The organism is Microbacterium sp. LMI12-1-1.1, from assembly GCF_040676455.1.
Lineage (GTDB): Bacteria > Actinomycetota > Actinomycetes > Actinomycetales > Microbacteriaceae > Microbacterium.
Window position 1 is genome coordinate 257,623 of the sequence record NZ_JBEGIA010000012.1, and the last position, 15,463, is coordinate 273,085.

Here is a 15,463-nt window from a genome sequence, read left to right on the forward strand (position 1 = left end):
CGAGTCTTCACCCGAGAGAAGGAAACACAGCAATGGCACTGAGCAAGAAGCAGGGCATCGCGATCGGCGTCGGCGTCGTCGCGGTGGCCGCGATCGTCGGCGGCGTCGTCTGGGGCGTCAACCAGAACGCCCCGGCCGAGGCGGCCGCCCCCGACGCGACCGAGGAGTCGGCGAACGTCGCGACCGACGACATCCAGTGGGTCCGCCTCGACGAGCCCGTCGCCGAGGCGGTCGAGGCGCTCGAGGCGAGCGGCTTCGAGCCGGTCGAGCCCGGAAAGCTCACCGTGGCGCACTCCGCCTACGTCCCGCCGCTGGGCTACATCCCCGAGGGTGAGACCGAGGCCGCCGGCACCGAGCCGAATATCGGCGCGCTCATCGCCGACGCCCTGGGCCTCGAGTACAACCCGGTCGTCGTCGCATGGGCGGACTGGCCCCTCGGCATCCAGTCGGGAAAGTACGACCTCATCACGTCGAACGTCACCGTCACGGAAGAGCGCAAGGAGCTCTACGACTTCGCGAGCTACCGCGAGGACCTGCTCGGCTTCTACGTGAAGAGCGACAGCGACATCGAGAACATCGAGGAGGCCGCCGACATCTCGGGCCTCACCATCGCGGTCGGCTCGGGCACCAACCAGGAGCAGGTGCTGCTCGCCTGGAACGAGGAGCTCGAGACCGCCGGCGAGGAGCCCGCCGAGCTGCAGTACTTCGACGACAACGCCGCGACCGTGCTGGCGCTGCAGTCCGGCCGCATCGACGCGACGTTCGGGCCGAACGCGACGTCGGCGTGGTCTGCCCGCGAGACCGGTGACACCAAACTCGTCGGCCTCGTGCCCGGCGGCTGGCCCCTGACCGCGAACATCGCCGCCGCGACGGCCAAGGGCAACGGGCTCATCGAGCCGGTGGGTATCGCGCTCAACCATCTCATCGAGAACGGGCAGTACGACGAGGTTCTCAAGATCTGGGACCTCGAATCGGAGCGTGTCGACGAGAGCCTGATCAACCCGCCTGGACTCCCCAAGTCCTGACGCATCTGCGCCGGCCGGGTCCTCCGCGGGTCCGGCCGGCGCCACGCGTCTCCGTTGCCATCCGCTCGTGTCCGTCTGAGGGAGCACCGATGTCCCGCGTCCCGCTCACCGATCCGCCGTCTTCTTCCGCTGCGGAGACGGATGCCGGAGCCCGCCGTCTCGCACCGGGTTACGGTCGATGGGTGCACAGCTCTTCCCCCGACCAGGGCACCGTCCCCTCGCCTGACCAGACCGCCGAGGCGGCATCCCACTCCGCCGACTGGACCATCCGGCTCGTCCGCCCCGAGGAGTACGAGCGCGCCGGCGATGTCACCGCGGAGGCCTACCTGTCGAGCTACGGCGAGCTGTCGGACGAGTACGTGGCGTCGCTGCGCGACGTCGCCGGCCGAGTTCAGGACGGTGACGTCTGGGTCGCGGTCGACGCCAACGGCGACATCCTCGGCACCGTGTGGGTCGCGCGAGAGGGCAAGCCGCTCGCGGACATGGCTCAGCCCGGCGAGACGGACTTCCGCCAGCTGGCCGTCGCACCGGTCGCACGGGGACGAGGCATCGGCGAGGGTCTCACCCGGCACGTCATCGAGCTCGCGCGCGAGCGGGGCTCGCACCGCGTCGTCATGAACAGCGGGCCCGAGATGACCGGCGCCCACGCGCTCTACGCGAAGCTCGGCTTCCAGCGGATGTCGGAGCGCGAGGGGCTGTGGGAGGTGCAGCCCGGCCGGTGGATCGAGCTGTACGCGTTCGGCTACGACCTGGCTCCCGTGCTCCGCTGACATCTCGCGGGGCCCGTGAACGCCCGGCATCCCGTGGGGGGCACCGGCAGTACACGTCACACCAGGACCTTCCCCAGGCGGGACGGTGGGGGTGGAATGGTGTGGCGGCCGCGGAGGCAGCGCAGACCGCAGGAAGGCAGGACTGATGAGCACGCGGAAGCAGCCGAAGACGCCCACCGTGAAGGGGCCCGACGAATGGTTCACCGGCGACGTGTACTTCAACGCGTACTACGCCGGTGAGGAGCCCTCCCGTGCGCGGCTGAATCTCGTCAGGTTCACCCCCGGTGCGCACACGGCGTGGCACACGCACGCCGTGGGGCAGACCCTCCACGTCACCGAGGGCCGTGGATACGTGCAGAGTCGCGGTGAGGACGTCATCGAACTGCATCCCGGCGACACCGTGTACACCCCGGCGGGGGAGTGGCACTGGCACGGCGCGACCGGGGACGACTTCATGTGCCACCTGGCGATGTGGGAGGCGCCGGCCACAGGGGAGCCGGAGACCGTCTGGGGCGACAAGCTCGCGCCCGGCGAGTACCCGCGCAGCAGCCGCGAGAGCGCGTCGTGACCGCCTGGACCGCGGACGAGCTCCGCCGGATCGGCGGCGCCACCGAGCTGCGCGTGACGTCGCAGCGGCCGGACGGGACACTGCGGCCCTTCACCACGATCTGGCACGCCACCGTCGGCGACACGCTCTACATCCGCTCCGCCCGTGGGCCGGAGAACGGATGGTTCCGCCGGGCGCTGCGCTCCGGCCAGGGTCGGATCAGCTCCGGCGGCGTCGAGGTCGACGTCACCTTCCGCCTTGCCGACCCCGAGGTGCGTCCGAGCCTCGACAGCGCCCTCCATGCGAAGTACGACCGGTACGGGCCAGGCCCCGTCGGAGCCATCACCGGCGACGACGTCCTCGAGACCACGCTCGAGGTCCTGCGACGCTGAGATGACGCGACGGCCGTCGGCGTCGGGTCCATGGCCCGACGCCGACCGCCCCGCCCCGGATCGCGCCTCGCCAATTTTGTAGAAACAGGCGACAACCGGCCGTTTTGCGCCTACCCTTGGCCTGGCGCCCCAGACCCCCGGCGTTCACCTCGGCACACAGGCCTCCGCGCGAGCCCGCTCCCTCGGCTCGTCGACGTTCCGACCCTGTGCTGCCGCACGCGGCCATCGGCAGGGATCGGACATGACGGAGCAGGACTACTCGTTCGGCAAGGCGCTGTTCGGACGACGCTGGCGAGCGATCGCGCCGATCTTCGACTGGGTCCGCAGGGCGTGGCACCAGGCGCTGCCGTCGGGGCGCGACTCGATACGGTGACGTCCCGCTCCCCGGATAATGAGGGAGTGGAGCCGTGGGAGATGCGGGAGTGGTACGCCGAGTACCTCGACGCCTGCAACAGGCACGACATCGACGCCATCCGCTCGTTCGTCGATCCGTCGGTCCGGCGCGCCCATCTGCCCGGTGGGGCCGAGGCGTGGGTCACCGATATGGCCGACCTGTTCCAGGGCTTCCCCGACTGGCGGTGGCGCCGCATCCAGCTCGTCGTGGAGGACGACCGCGTCGCCGCCCATCTGCGGGGCAGCGGGACTCATCTGGGCATGTTCCGCGGTATCGCGCCGACGCGGCGGCACGTCAATGTCGCCGAGTTCGCGATGTACCGTGTGACCAACGGGCGCATCGCCGAGTTCACCGGTTCCGAGAACGATCTCGAAATGCGCACGCAGCTCGGCAGGTCCGAGCGGTAGCCGACATCGCCCACGCCTCGCGGGCGTCAGGCGACGGCGAGCTCGTGGGTGCGCAGCCCGTGGGGGTCGGCATCCGTCCACAGCGCCGTCGGGAACTCCCGTCGCAGCACAGGGGCGACCTCGTCGGCGAAGCGCTCGAGGATCTCGAGCTGCCGACCGAACGGCACGGTCGTCGGCAGGCTGATGGACTGCAGGTCGTGCCCGAGCCGCCCGTGGAACCGGGCGATCTTGTCGATCACCTGCTGCGGCGTGCCGACGAGGGCCGGACCCTCGGCGACGGCGTGCTCGATGTCGCGGAACGGGGTGTTGTTCCCGGGCACGTTGGTGGCGGCCACGATCGCGTTATACACGGGACCGTACTGGCGGATCGCCTCCTGGGTGGTGTCCGCGATGAAGAGAGCCCCGGAGCCGGCGGCGACGAACGCGCTCGCCGGGTCGTGGCCGTGCCGCGCGAACTCGGAGCGGTAGTGGTCGACGAGCACGCCGTAGTTCTCGAGAGGCTGGATGGCGTTCGCACTGAACAGCGGGTCGCCGAAGCGGGCGGCGAGTCCGGCCGAGAAGAGCGTCGTGGCAGACCCGTGCCAGACCCGCGGCGCCCCGGCGAAGGGTCGGGGCAGGGTCGTCACGCCGGTCAGCGCACGGGTGAACTCGCTACCCGGCCAGGTGACGTCCTCCTCGCGCCAGAGGGTCCGCAGCAGCTCGTACTTCTCGGCGAGCAGCTCCCACTGATCATCGATGTCGAGCCCGAAGAGCGGGAACTGGGGGACCTCGTTGCCTTTGCCGATCGTGATCTCGAGCCGGCCGGCCGACAGCTGATCGATCGTGGCGTAGTCCTCCGCGACGCGGACGGGGTCCAGCACCGAGAGCACCGTGACGCCCGAATTGAGACGGATGCGGGAGGTCCGGGCCGCGATCGCACCCAGCAGCACCGTCGGCGACGATGAGAGGAAGTGCCCCGCGTGGCGCTCGCCGATGGCCACGGCATCCATTCCGAGTTCTTCGGCACGGATCGCCTGCTGCAGCGTCTCGGCGAACCGCTCGGACGGCGAGACCTGGCGACCGGTGATCGGGTCGGCGCGATACGGGACGATGTCCAGGAGCTGGAACCTCATGCGGCCACCCCCGGCGCGACGAGCGCATCGGTGGAGCGCACGCGCGTGAGCGGCGTCTTCTCGCCGGCCTCGATGCCGATCGGCAGGCGGTTGCCCTCCGGCGGCAGCGGGCACGTCGCGAAGTCGGTGTACGCGCACGGGAGGTTGACGGCGCGGTTGAAGTCGATCGCGGTCCAGCCGTCGGCGTCCGGGGTGTCGACACCCACCGAGCGGTTCGCGGCGTACGTGGTGAGCCCGCTCGTCGCGTCGGTGAACAGCACGAGGAGGGCGCCGGGCGCCTTGCCGTCGAACGCGGTGAGCGTGAAGTCCTCGCCGCGCCACGAGAACTCGAGCACGCCGGGGGCGTCGTAGACGTGGGTGAGGCCGTCGACGGCGGCGCCCACCTCTGTGGGGAGGGGTGCGTCGAACGGGCGGAAGCGCGCGGCCACGCGCCAGCGTGGATTGGGCAGATACGTCGGGGTGCCGGGGTACTCCGCGAGGAACGGGTGGTCGGCGCGACGCGGCCGCAGGATCGTGTGCCCACCGCGCTGCGCGATCTCTACCGCACCGGCGATGGCGCCGTCGGTGAAGCCGGGTGTGATGCTGCTGCGCTCCGGGAGCTCACCGAAGGTGTGGCGCCCGGTGATCGTCACGCCGTCGAGCGTGAGGCTCTCACCCTCGGCGAGCTCGACGACGACGCCGTCGGCTTCGAGGCTCCATGTTCCCGGTGCTCCCGGCAGTGTGGTCGGCTCGGAGCCCAGCCAGTGCAGGCCGGTGATGGCGAAGAACCCGAGCGCGTCCGCCCGGTGAGTCTCGTGGCCGCGGTGCCAGGCCTCCCAGTCGCGCCCGAACTGGGCGCGGTCGATGTCGGTATTGAGGGTGGTGGTCATGTCGTCCTCGGTTCTCGTGGTGGTCAGGAGACCGGCACCGGCGCGGACAGCGCCGATCCCGGGATCGCGTCGATGAGGCGTCGCGTGTACTCCTCGCTCGGAGCGCCGAGCACGCGCGAGGTCGCACCCTGTTCGACGATGCGCCCGTGCTGCATCACGGCCACACGGTCGGAGATCTCGCGCACGACGGCGAGGTCGTGGCTGATGAACAGGTACGACACCCCGACGTCGCGCTGCACGGCCGCGAGCAGATCGAGGATCTGCGCCTGCACCGACACGTCGAGAGCCGACACGGCCTCGTCGAGCACCACCAGGTCGGGGTGCAGCGCGAGGGCGCGTGCGATCGCGACGCGCTGGCGCTGGCCGCCCGAGAGCTCGGCGGGGCGCCGCGAGGCAGTTCCCGCCGGCAGCGCGACCTGGTCGATGAGCTCGCGCACGCGGCGCGCACGCTCGGCCTTGCCGACGCCGTACGCGTGCAGCGGCTCGTCGATCACCTCGGCGATGGTGAACCGCGGATCGAGCGATGCGAAGGGGCTCTGGTAGACGAGCTGGAACCGGCGCCTCAGCGTGCGCAGCTCCTCCCGGGTCGCGGCGACGATGTCGTTGCCGTCGAATCGGATGCCGCCTGCCGTCGGCTTCTCGAGCCGCAGCGCGAGTCGCGCCGTCGTGCTCTTGCCCGACCCCGACTCGCCGACGATCGCCAGCGTCTCGCCGCGGTCGATGCGGAACGACACGTCGTCGACGGCGATCAGCTTCTCGCGTCCGGGGAGCGGGAACTCCTTGCGGAGGCCGGTCACCTCGAGGAGCGCGGGTGCCCCGGCATCCGTCGCGGGCCGCGGCGCACGCTCGGCGGTGCGCGCGGCGCCCGACTCGGTGCCTCGCGAACCCGCGGTCGTGCGCAGTCCCGGCGCCGCCGCGATGAGCGCGCGCGTGTACGGATGCCGCGGATCCTCCAGCACCCCGCGCGCGGGGCCTGTCTCCACGATCTCGCCGTGCTGCATCACGATGATGCGATCGGCGCGGTCGGCCGCGACGCCGAGGTCGTGCGTGATGAGCAGCACCGCGGTGCCGAGCGTCGATGCGAGCGTGTCGATGTGGTCGAGGATCTGCTTCTGCACCGTCACGTCGAGGGCGCTCGTCGGCTCGTCGGCGATCACGAGCTGCGGCTCGGCCGCCAGCGCCGTCGCGATGAGCGCGCGCTGCTTCATGCCGCCCGAGAACTGGTGCGGGAACTGACGTGCGCGGGCCTCCGGCTCGCCGATGCCGGCGAGGCGCAGCAGCTCGATCGCCTGCGCGTCGGCGGCGCGCCGGGTGGCGAGGCCGTGGACCACGAGCGGCTCGCCGACCTGGCGACCCACGCGCTTGACGGGGTTGAGGCTCGTCGTCGGATCCTGCGGGATGAGGCCGATACGGCGGCCGCGCACCTCGCGCCACGCCCGCGGCGACAGCGCGGTGAGGTCGGCGCCGCCGAAGCGGATGGTGCCGGCATCCACCGAGGCGTTCCCGGCGAGCAGGTGGATCACCGCGTGGGCGGTCGTGCTCTTGCCCGACCCGGACTCCCCGACGATGGCGACGACCTCGCCGCGGTCGACGGTGAAGCTCACCCCGCGGACGGCGGGGCGCGGCACGCCGCCGATCGCGTACGACACCGACAGGCCGGACACCTCCAGCAGCGCGGTCATCGGAGGCCTCCGTTGCGCTCGAGGGCGCGCGAGATGCGGTTGGCCGACAGCACGACCGCGACGATCACGAGCCCCGGAAGCGTGGTCAGCCACCACGCGACCGCGAGGTAATCCCGCCCTCCGGCGACCAGCGAACCCCATTCCGGCGTGGGCGGCGGGGCTCCGAAGCCGAGGAACGACAGCGACGAGATCGCGAGCACCATGACTCCGAACTCGAGCGCCGCGAGGGCGATGACCGGTCCCGACGCGTTCGGCAGCACGTGCCGGCGCAGCACGGTGTACCAGCGCACGCCCGAGACGCGAGCGGCCTCGACGTAGACGGCGGTGGCGATCTGCAGCACCTCGGCACGCATGACGCGGGAGAAGGATGCCACGCTGGCGAGGCCGACGGCGACGGCGACGTTGAGCGTGCCGAAGCCGAGCGCCGTGATCAGGGCGAGTGAGAGCAGCAGGCTGGGGATCGCCAGCAGCACGTCCATGAACCGCATGATCGCGTCATCGACGACACCGCGGAGGAACCCGGCCAGCAGGCCGAACAGCGACCCCACCGCGAGTCCCACCACGACGGCGACCGTCGTCGCGGCGAGCGAGGTCGCCGCGCCGTACACGACGCGGGCGTAGAGGTCGCGGCCGAGGTTGTCGGTGCCGAAGATGTGCTCCGCGCTCGGCGGGAGCAGGCGGTCCTGCGGCACTCCGACGATCGGATCCCACGCGGTGAACCACGAGGGCACCAGCGCCCACAGCGTCACGAGCGCCAGCACGAGGATCGACGCCACGAGCGTCGGCTGCGTGAGCACGGCGACGATGGGCTTCAGCGCGGAGCGCCGGGTCGCGGCATCCCTTCGCTCGTGCTCCAGCGAAGCGGCCGCGCTGCCTCCCGCGGGATCGGCGTCGGGATCGACGAACCCCTCGATGAACGGGTCGCGCGGCTCGATGGTGCGCGCGGGGGCGGAGAGCACGTTCTCAACGGTCATGGCTGCTCCTGTCAGGCCGCGACGAACGCCGTGCGGGCGAGCGTGATGCGACGGTCGATGAGGGGGTAGACGAGGTCGACGACGAGGTTCGCGACGACGAAGACGAGGGCGGCGAAGACGACGACCGCCTGCACGACCGGCACGTCGCGGTTGTTGACGGCGGTCACGACGAGGCGGCCGATGCCCAGGCGGGAGAACACGGTCTCGGTGACGACGGCCCCCGAGAGCAGTCCGCCGATGAGCACGCCGACCATCGTGAGCGCGGGGATGGCCGCGTTGCGGAAGGCGTGGCCCAGCTGCACGCGACGCTCGCTCGCACCCTTGGCGCGCACGATCTCGACGTACGGCTGCGCGAGTGTGGACCGCAGGCTCCTGGACAGCAGCTGCGCGATGAACGCCCCGGAGGGGATCGCGATCGTGACGGCCGGCAGTACGAGGCTCTCGAACCCCTCGTCGCCCATCGAGGGGAACAGCCGCAGCCGGAACGAGAACGCCTGCAGCAGCAGGAGCCCGATCCAGAACACGGGGACCGAGACGCCGAGGGGCGGCAGGGACGAGAGGATGTTGCGCACCCACTGGGCCCGGGCGAGCGAGGCCGCCAGCGCCAGAGTGATGCCGAAGACGACCGACAGCGCGAACGCGAACGCGGTGAGCGCGAGCGTCGGCGGCAGGGACTCGAGGAGCAGATCGGATGCCGGGCGCCCGGTCTGCGTCGACGTTCCGAAGTCGCCGGTCAGCGCCTTGCCGAGCGCGGCGAGGTACTGCTCCCACAACGGGCGGTCGAGCCCGAGCTCGCTGCGCAGCTGCGCCACGAGCGCGGGGTCGATCGCCTCCTGGTCGCCGCCGCCCGCGAACAGCGTCGCGGCGTCACCCGGAAGGAGATAGAGGATGAGGAACGAGATCGTGTAGGCGGCCCACAGGACCACCAGGCCCTGCCCGATCCTCCGGGCGATGTAGCTCCCCCACATGGTCTCGCTCCTCATCCTCTCGATGCTCTTCGCAGGCTCTACTCGGCGATCCAGGCGTCGTAGAAGTCCAGGCGGCTGGACGCCTCGAACGTCAGCCCCTGCACCTTCGACGCGGCGGTGATGGTCGTGGAAAGCTGGTAGATCGGGATCGAGTAGCCGCCCGTGACGAGCAGGCCCGCGGCCTCGTCGACGACCTTCTGGCGCTCGGCCGGGTCGATGATCGCGGCCTGCTCGTCGAGCAGCTCGTCGACCTCGGCGGGCTCGGTGCGCTTGGTGGCGTTGTTGGTGCCGCTGACCGAGAACACCGTGCGCAGCACGTCAGGGTCGGCCCGGGTCAGGTTGCCGTACGAGAAGTCGTACGTGCCGTCGGCGTTCGCGGCCGTCACGTCGGCGATGCTCGCGAAGGTGAGCTGCAGGTCGACGCCGATCTGGCGCAGCTGCTGCTGTACGAGCTCGAGCACCTCCTTCGGCGACTGCCAGTAGGTCACGTGGAAGCTGAGCTTCTCGCCGTCCTTCTCGCGGATGCCGTCTTCCGCCTCGGTCCAGCCCGCCTCGTCGAGCAGGTCGGCGGCGCCCTCGGGGTCGTACTCGAGCACGTCGCTGAGGTCGGTGAAGTACGGCGTCGACGACGCGAGCGGCGACACGGCGGGTAGATCGTCCGGGCCGAGCAGCGTCGACGTGATCTGCGCGCGGTCGATGCCCTTCTGGATCGCGAGGCGCACGCTCTCGTCGGCGAGCTTCTCTGTCGACTGGTTGGCGTAGAGGTTGTACACCGACCCGGGGTTCGCGCGGTTGAGCGACCAGAAGTCGCCGGATTCGAAGAGCACGGCGTCGGCGGTCGCGATGCCGGTGGTGGCGTCGATCTGACCCGACTGCAGGCTGCCGGTGCGGTTGCCCGACTCGGGGATCACCTTGTACGTGATGGTGTCGAGGTACGCCTCACCGGTGTGGCCGGCGGTCGACGGACCCCACTCGTATCCCTCGCGGCGCTCGAGCACGGCGCCCTCGTTGGGCGTGTAGCTCTCGACCGAGAACGGACCCGAGCCGACGAAGTCGCCGAGGCAGCGATCCGCCTGGCTGACGGCGGCCGTCGCGGGCGACAGCAGACCGAGCGAGAACGTGGAGGTCGCCTGCAGGAACTGCGCGCTGGGCTCCGAGAAGTTGACCGTCACGGTGTGCTCGTCGACGACGTCGATGCTCTCGAGGTCGGCGAGATACGACGAGCCGAGCGTCGCCTTCGCACCGAGGGCGACGATCGCCTCGAAATTGGTCTTGACGGATGCCGCGTCGATCGGCTCGCCGTCGGCGTACGTGGGCCCCTCCTGCAGCGTGAACGTGAAGCTCGTGGCGTCGTCGTTCACCTCGTAGTCCTCGGCGAGCCACGGCAGGACGTCGCCGGTCTCGGGGTCCTGGATCGTGAGCGAGGCGACGGTCTGCCGCGCGATCGCGATCGCGTCGTTGTTGCCGACCTGCTGGGGGTCGATGCACTGGCTGTCGACGGAGATCGCGAAGGTCAGGTCGCCGCCGGTGACGGGCTCCGCTTCGGCGGATGCGGTCGGGGCGGCGTCGCCGGCGCCGGTCGCGCACGCGGTGAGCGCGAGCGCGACGACGCCGATCGCCGCGAGGGCGGCGGTACGGGGTCGGTTGAGCGACATGGGGTCTCCAGAAAGCTGTGGCGGGCGGGTCGCGGCAGGCTGCCGGGCTCGTGGCTTCAGCGTCTCCGAGCAGCCCGGCGCACCGCGATCGGCTCCGTCACACGGCGGAAATCGGGGTCGCGGGTGTTCACACGCCGTCACGCGGCGTCATACGCCGCGCCCCCGGGCGGGTCAGGGGGCGACGGGCACCGACACCCCGAGGCGCGCGGCGATCGCCCCCGCGACCTGGTCGGTCTGCCGCAGCGACAGGGAGTCGGCGGCCGGGCGGGTGAACGCTCCGGTTTCGGTCTGGGACGTGAAGGGCCCGATGGCGAACAGCGTGTCGTGCGCCGAGTCGTCGCGGCGCAGCACGCGCCCGTCGTCGCTGACGCGCACGCGGCCGAGCGACCCGTCGTACTCGGCATCCGTCACCCGCAGCTCGCTGCCGTGCACCGTCGCCAGCTCGCGCAGCGCGTCGTTCGTGCTCAGTGCGGCGTCGGCCGCGGGCAGCCACGCGTCGACGAGCGCCCCGGTGACAGTCTCACCGGCCATGCGAGTGCTGGATGCCGTGAACCCGCCCGGCCCGGCAGCCACGACGATGCCGGGTCCCAGGAAGCGCACCACTCCGGCGTCCGAGAGTGCGAGCAGCTCCTCGAGCCGGTGCGGCGGTGGCCCGCTCGCCAGGTAGCTGAAGAACGTGTGCCACCGCACGGGAAGGCTGTGCGCCCGCGACCGGGCGTTCCAGCGCTCCTTCGGGATCTCCGACAGTGCCATGAACGACAGCAGCGCGGCGATGAAGACGCCCTGCGCCGGACTGCGCTCCTGGGTGGTCCGCAGCTGCAGGTCGTCGGCGATGTGCGTTCTGACCCGCCGCTGCACGTCCTCCGCGTCGCGGAACCGCGCGTCGGCGAGCGGCCGGTCGAACGCCGCGACGTCGAACCGGTCCAGCGGGTCGGGGACGACCGCGGCGATCGCGTCGCGGAGTGCGGGCGAGTCCCACGCGTGGCGGCGCAGTGCGGGGCGGAACGCCGCCCAGGTGCTCGCGACGCGATCGGGGTGTCCCGTGAACAGCTCGCGATAGTGCCCGTGGAGCAGCTCCGCGGCGACGAGCGGCCAGACGTCCTCGTCGAAGTCGATCGGGTGGCCCGACGCGACGAGCGCCGCGACGGCTTCGGGCGTCAGCACCTCGCGCTGCGGCGGGTCGCCCTGCAGTGCCGAGGTCACCTTGGACCGGTAGGGAACGCCCCGGCGCGAGCCGAGGTGCAGCCGCGGCTCACGCCCCGATGCCAGGTAGCGCAGGCTGCCGTCGCCCGCCCGGTCGAACCGCCCGCCGCGCCCCTGGGTCAGGAGGACCACGAGGTCGACGGCGGCCAGGCCCATGCCGCGCACGATGACGTCGGCGCCCTCCGGAATGACAGAGAGGTCGGCGTCGGCGGTGAACGCCGGCGGCACGTACACGAGCCCATAGCGGGCGGATGCCGTCGCCAGCGCCGCCGACGCCGGGTCGAGGTCACGCTCGGTGTGGCCGAGGCAGTAGGCGACGGCATCCGACACGATCTCGGTGCCGCTCGCCAGCACGACGAGATGGCGTCCGCCGGAGGACGGGCGGACCGTCGCCACGGTGTCGGCGTGCTGCCGGATGGTCACGCCGGCCGGCGCGCTCGCCGCCGTGGTGCGGAAGAACCAATCGAGGTAGTGGCTGTGCAGGCGCCGGGTCGGAAACCCGTCCGGACCCAGCGCCCGCGCCTCGGCCGCCGACAGCTCGTCCAGGTCGACGTCTGGCAGCCCGCCGGCACGCCACTGCTCTATCCACTCGCTCAGCGACGGGCCGGGACGCACGGGGCCGTCGATGGTGCAGCTGTCGTCGGTGAACACCGTGACGTCGCGCGTCATCGAGTTGAGCTTGAGCAGCGGCGACTGCGCGCGCCGCCAGATGCGGCCCGCGCCGGGCGGGTGGGGATCGACGAGGTCGATGTCGAGCAGCGTGTGCTCGTCGGTGCGCGCCAGCAGGCGCTCGAGGAGCATGATCGCCCGCGGGCCGGCACCGACGAGCAGCAGGCGCGCGCGGTCGGTCATCGCGTCGCGAGCGCCGGCGTCGCCCGGGGGGCGGGCAGCCCGAGGAGATCACGGAGCGTCGCCCCCTCTTCGTACGACCTGCGGTACGAGCCGCGCTCCTGCAGCAGCGGCACGACGCGCTCGGCGAACTCGTCCAGGCCGTGCGGCGTCAGATGCCCGACGACCGTGAACCCGTCCGTCGCCCGCTCCTGCACGTACCGGTCGATCTCGGCTGCGATCCGCGCGGGCGTGCCGACGAACGTGGGGGTGGCAGTGAGGCGGATGACCGTCTCGCGGATGCTGAGCCCCTCGGTCTCCGACAGCTCGCGGAGCTTCGCGATGCGCGCCCGCACCGCGGCATGCCGGTTCGCCCAGCCGCGCGCCGTCTCAGATCCCGTGTCGGGCTCGACGTCGGGGAGCGGTCCCTCCGGGTCGTACCCCGACAGGTCGCGCCCCCAGACCTGTTCGACGTACGTGAGGGCGACCTCGGGGCGCACCTGCTGCAGGGCGACCTGCCGCGCCCGGTCGCGGGCGTCGTCGTCGGTGTCGCCGATGGCGAAGGTGGCGGCGGGCAAGATCTTGAGCGAGTCCTCCTCGCGGCCGTGCCGGCCGAGGCGTCCCTTGACGTCGTCGTAGAACGCGCGGGCGTCGTCGAACCCGGTGTGCAGCGAGAAGATCACCTCGGCATGCTCGGCGGCGAAGGTACGGCCGTCCGCCGAGTCTCCGGCCTGCACGATGACCGGGCGTCCCTGCGGCGAACGGGGCACGTCGAACAGCGCGTCGACGTCGAACTGCGGGCCGCTGTGACGGAGGCGGGCGGGCACGCCGTCATCGAGGAAGACGCCGGTCGCGGCATCCGCTCGTACGCCGTCCTGCGGCCACGAGTCCCACAGCTCCTTCGCGAGCGCCGCGAACTCGCGGGCCCGCTCGTAGCGGTCGGCATGGTCGAGGTAGCCGCCGCGACGGAAGTTCGCGCCGTGGAAGGCGTCGGAGCTCGTCACGGCGTTCCAGCCGGCGCGGCCGCCCGACAGGTGGTCGAGGGTCGCGAGCTGACGGGCCAGCTCGTAGGGCTCGTTGAACGTCGTGTTCAGCGTGCCGACCAGCCCCACGTGCTCGGTGATCGCGGCGACGGCGGCGAGGATCGAGAGCGTGTTCGGGCGGCCGAGCACGTCGAGCTCGTGGATGCGTCCCTTGTGCTCGCGCAGCCGGAGCCCCTCGGCGAGGAAGACGTAGTCGAAGAGACCACGCTCGGCGGTGCGGGCGAAGTGCTCGAACGAGGCGAAGTCGATCTGGCTGCCCGCCGTCGGGTCGGTCCAGACGGTGGTGCTGTTGACGCCGGGGAAGTGCGCGGCGAGGTGGACCTGGCGTACGGGGCGGCTCACAGCGCGAACTCCACTTCTCGGGCATGGCGTGGCTCAGGGTCTCGGACGTAGCGGCTCTCGGGTCGCGCGAGGTCGAGTCGGGCACGCAGCGTGCCCCCGCCGTCGTCCTCGCGGAGGGTGCGCGTCGCGCGCAGCAGCGGGACGACCCTCTCGGCGATCGCGGCGACGTCGGCGGGCTGGCGGGCCGGGCGCAGGCGGACGCCGTCGACGCCGGCGCCGGCGAGCTCCCGCACCGCGTCGGCCACGTCGCCGGGGGTGCCGACGACGATGCGGGCGTCGGACACGAGCGGCGACCCGTCCCACTCGTCGAGGCGCGCGGCGGCACTGCGCGCGGCGGCCCCGGTGTCTTCGACCAGCACGAGCAGGTCGGCGTAGACGCGCAGCGGCTCGCCGCCGGTGCGCAGCTCGTCGGCTGCCGCGTCGAGCTCCGAGCGGATGCCGGCCAGCCCGGCGTCGTCGTGGGGCGTGACGTAGACGAGATCGGCGTGCTCGGCGGCCAGGCGGTAGGGCACCGTCTGGTGCGCGAGCACCGTGAGCAGCGGCCGGCCCTGGGGCGAGCGCGGCACGATGGAAGCCCCGGTGACCGAGAAGAACTCGCCCTCGAACTCGATGTCGTGCACGCGGTCGGCGTCGACGAACCGGCCGGTCGCGGCATCCCGGATGATGGCGTCGTCCTGCCACGAGTCCCACAGGCGCGACAGGACATCGGCGAACTCGCCGGCCTCGCGGAACGCCGCGACGATCTCGGGGGAGTCCTCGACCCGGCCCGACACCGGGATCGCATCGACGCCTGAGGCGCGCCGGCCGAAGTTGGCGCGCTCCGCGGCGGACGCTCCCGCGACCAGGCGAACGCCGGCGCGCCCGCGGCTGGCGAAGTCGAGGGTCTGGATGCCCGTCGCCACGTGGAACGGCTCGGGGTGGGCGGTCGTCACGGTGGGGACGAGGCCGATGCGCCGCGTCAGCGGTGCGGCGTACGAGGCGATGAGCACCGCGTCGAGCCGGCCGCGGACCCGATCGCGCCGCAGGTCGTCGACCGACTCGAAGCGGTCGGTGAGCGAGAGGGCGTCCTCGATCGTGGCGAGCGCGATCCCGGCGTCGTCCGCCGTGCGCAGCAGGTCGCGCCAGTAGGCGGGCGAGGTCAGGTCGCGGGGGCGAGCGGAGGCCTCACGCCACGCGGCGGGGTGCCAGCCCGCTCTCTCGAGGGCGATGGCGAGGTGCACCTGGTCGGTCACGTGTTCGTCCTTTCTCCGCG

General features: G+C 71.8%; 15 protein-coding genes. 6 read left to right on the plus strand and 9 right to left on the minus strand.

Annotated elements, in window-relative coordinates:
* Positions 1-32 precede the first annotated feature (32 nt).
* From MRBLMI12_RS09840 to MRBLMI12_RS09865, 6 genes are all read left to right on the plus strand, one after another.
* Complete coding sequence (locus MRBLMI12_RS09840; RefSeq protein ID WP_363356154.1) at positions 33-1,025, plus strand: ABC transporter substrate-binding protein; 993 nt, start codon at positions 33-35, stop codon at positions 1,023-1,025.
* A gap of 89 nt (positions 1,026-1,114) precedes the next feature.
* Positions 1,115-1,795, plus strand: coding sequence for a GNAT family N-acetyltransferase (locus tag MRBLMI12_RS09845; protein WP_363356156.1), 681 nt, complete (start codon positions 1,115-1,117; stop codon positions 1,793-1,795).
* Positions 1,796-1,940: 145 nt separating this feature from the next.
* Entirely contained in the window at positions 1,941-2,363 is a 423-nt protein-coding gene (locus tag MRBLMI12_RS09850; RefSeq protein WP_363356158.1) for a (R)-mandelonitrile lyase, read from the plus strand.
* The gene (locus tag MRBLMI12_RS09855; protein ID WP_363356160.1) at positions 2,360-2,734 is read left to right on the plus strand and encodes a DUF2255 family protein; all 375 of its coding nucleotides are present in this window, start codon (positions 2,360-2,362) and stop codon (positions 2,732-2,734) included. The genes MRBLMI12_RS09850 and MRBLMI12_RS09855 overlap by 4 nt, the downstream gene beginning before the upstream one ends.
* A gap of 241 nt (positions 2,735-2,975) precedes the next feature.
* Positions 2,976-3,107 (plus strand): hypothetical protein, encoded by a 132-nt coding sequence (locus MRBLMI12_RS09860; protein WP_363356162.1) that lies wholly within the window; start codon positions 2,976-2,978, stop codon positions 3,105-3,107.
* A gap of 26 nt (positions 3,108-3,133) precedes the next feature.
* The gene (locus tag MRBLMI12_RS09865) at positions 3,134-3,535 is read left to right on the plus strand and encodes an ester cyclase (RefSeq protein WP_363356164.1); all 402 of its coding nucleotides are present in this window, start codon (positions 3,134-3,136) and stop codon (positions 3,533-3,535) included.
* A 26-nt stretch (positions 3,536-3,561) separates the two neighbouring features.
* Here the strand turns inward: MRBLMI12_RS09865 and MRBLMI12_RS09870 are convergent, their stop codons facing one another.
* The 9 genes from MRBLMI12_RS09870 to MRBLMI12_RS09910 form a co-directional block, all read right to left on the minus strand.
* A complete protein-coding gene (locus MRBLMI12_RS09870; protein ID WP_363356167.1) occupies positions 3,562-4,647 on the minus strand; it encodes an LLM class flavin-dependent oxidoreductase in 1,086 nt (361 codons plus the stop codon).
* Entirely contained in the window at positions 4,644-5,516 is an 873-nt protein-coding gene (locus MRBLMI12_RS09875; protein WP_363356169.1) for a DUF1684 domain-containing protein, read from the minus strand. Before MRBLMI12_RS09875 ends, MRBLMI12_RS09870 begins: the two co-directional genes overlap by 4 nt.
* Positions 5,517-5,539: 23 nt before the next feature.
* A complete protein-coding gene (locus tag MRBLMI12_RS09880; protein ID WP_363356171.1) occupies positions 5,540-7,198 on the minus strand; it encodes an ABC transporter ATP-binding protein in 1,659 nt (552 codons plus the stop codon).
* Positions 7,195-8,172, minus strand: coding sequence for an ABC transporter permease (locus tag MRBLMI12_RS09885; protein WP_363356173.1), 978 nt, complete (start codon positions 8,170-8,172; stop codon positions 7,195-7,197). The genes MRBLMI12_RS09880 and MRBLMI12_RS09885 overlap by 4 nt, the downstream gene beginning before the upstream one ends.
* A gap of 11 nt (positions 8,173-8,183) precedes the next feature.
* Positions 8,184-9,155, minus strand: a complete 972-nt coding sequence (locus MRBLMI12_RS09890; RefSeq protein WP_363356175.1) for an ABC transporter permease — start codon at positions 9,153-9,155, stop codon at positions 8,184-8,186.
* Positions 9,156-9,178: 23 nt separating this feature from the next.
* The gene (locus tag MRBLMI12_RS09895; RefSeq protein WP_363356177.1) at positions 9,179-10,795 is read right to left on the minus strand and encodes an ABC transporter substrate-binding protein; all 1,617 of its coding nucleotides are present in this window, start codon (positions 10,793-10,795) and stop codon (positions 9,179-9,181) included.
* Positions 10,796-10,966: 171 nt separating this feature from the next.
* Positions 10,967-12,850 carry an FAD/NAD(P)-binding protein gene (locus MRBLMI12_RS09900; RefSeq protein WP_363356179.1) on the minus strand — a complete coding sequence of 628 codons (1,884 nt, stop codon included), beginning with the start codon at positions 12,848-12,850 and terminating at the stop codon, positions 10,967-10,969.
* The gene (locus tag MRBLMI12_RS09905; protein WP_363356181.1) at positions 12,847-14,211 is read right to left on the minus strand and encodes an NtaA/DmoA family FMN-dependent monooxygenase; all 1,365 of its coding nucleotides are present in this window, start codon (positions 14,209-14,211) and stop codon (positions 12,847-12,849) included. Before MRBLMI12_RS09905 ends, MRBLMI12_RS09900 begins: the two co-directional genes overlap by 4 nt.
* Entirely contained in the window at positions 14,208-15,443 is a 1,236-nt protein-coding gene (locus tag MRBLMI12_RS09910; RefSeq protein ID WP_363356183.1) for an LLM class flavin-dependent oxidoreductase, read from the minus strand. The genes MRBLMI12_RS09905 and MRBLMI12_RS09910 overlap by 4 nt, the downstream gene beginning before the upstream one ends.
* Positions 15,444-15,463 lie beyond the last annotated feature (20 nt).

Coding starts and splice junctions, on each gene's coding strand:
- MRBLMI12_RS09850 (WP_363356158.1), top strand. CDS start 1,941: ATGAGCACGCGGAAGCAGCCGAAGACGCCCACCGTGAAGGGGCCCGAC.
- MRBLMI12_RS09840 (WP_363356154.1), top strand. CDS start 33: ATGGCACTGAGCAAGAAGCAGGGCATCGCGATCGGCGTCGGCGTCGTC.
- MRBLMI12_RS09895 (WP_363356177.1), bottom strand. CDS start 10,795: ATGTCGCTCAACCGACCCCGTACCGCCGCCCTCGCGGCGATCGGCGTC.
- MRBLMI12_RS09870 (WP_363356167.1), bottom strand. CDS start 4,647: ATGAGGTTCCAGCTCCTGGACATCGTCCCGTATCGCGCCGACCCGATC.
- MRBLMI12_RS09885 (WP_363356173.1), bottom strand. CDS start 8,172: ATGACCGTTGAGAACGTGCTCTCCGCCCCCGCGCGCACCATCGAGCCG.
- MRBLMI12_RS09860 (WP_363356162.1), top strand. CDS start 2,976: ATGACGGAGCAGGACTACTCGTTCGGCAAGGCGCTGTTCGGACGACGC.
- MRBLMI12_RS09900 (WP_363356179.1), bottom strand. CDS start 12,850: ATGACCGACCGCGCGCGCCTGCTGCTCGTCGGTGCCGGCCCGCGGGCG.
- MRBLMI12_RS09875 (WP_363356169.1), bottom strand. CDS start 5,516: ATGACCACCACCCTCAATACCGACATCGACCGCGCCCAGTTCGGGCGC.
- MRBLMI12_RS09890 (WP_363356175.1), bottom strand. CDS start 9,155: ATGAGGAGCGAGACCATGTGGGGGAGCTACATCGCCCGGAGGATCGGG.
- MRBLMI12_RS09880 (WP_363356171.1), bottom strand. CDS start 7,198: ATGACCGCGCTGCTGGAGGTGTCCGGCCTGTCGGTGTCGTACGCGATC.
- MRBLMI12_RS09845 (WP_363356156.1), top strand. CDS start 1,115: ATGTCCCGCGTCCCGCTCACCGATCCGCCGTCTTCTTCCGCTGCGGAG.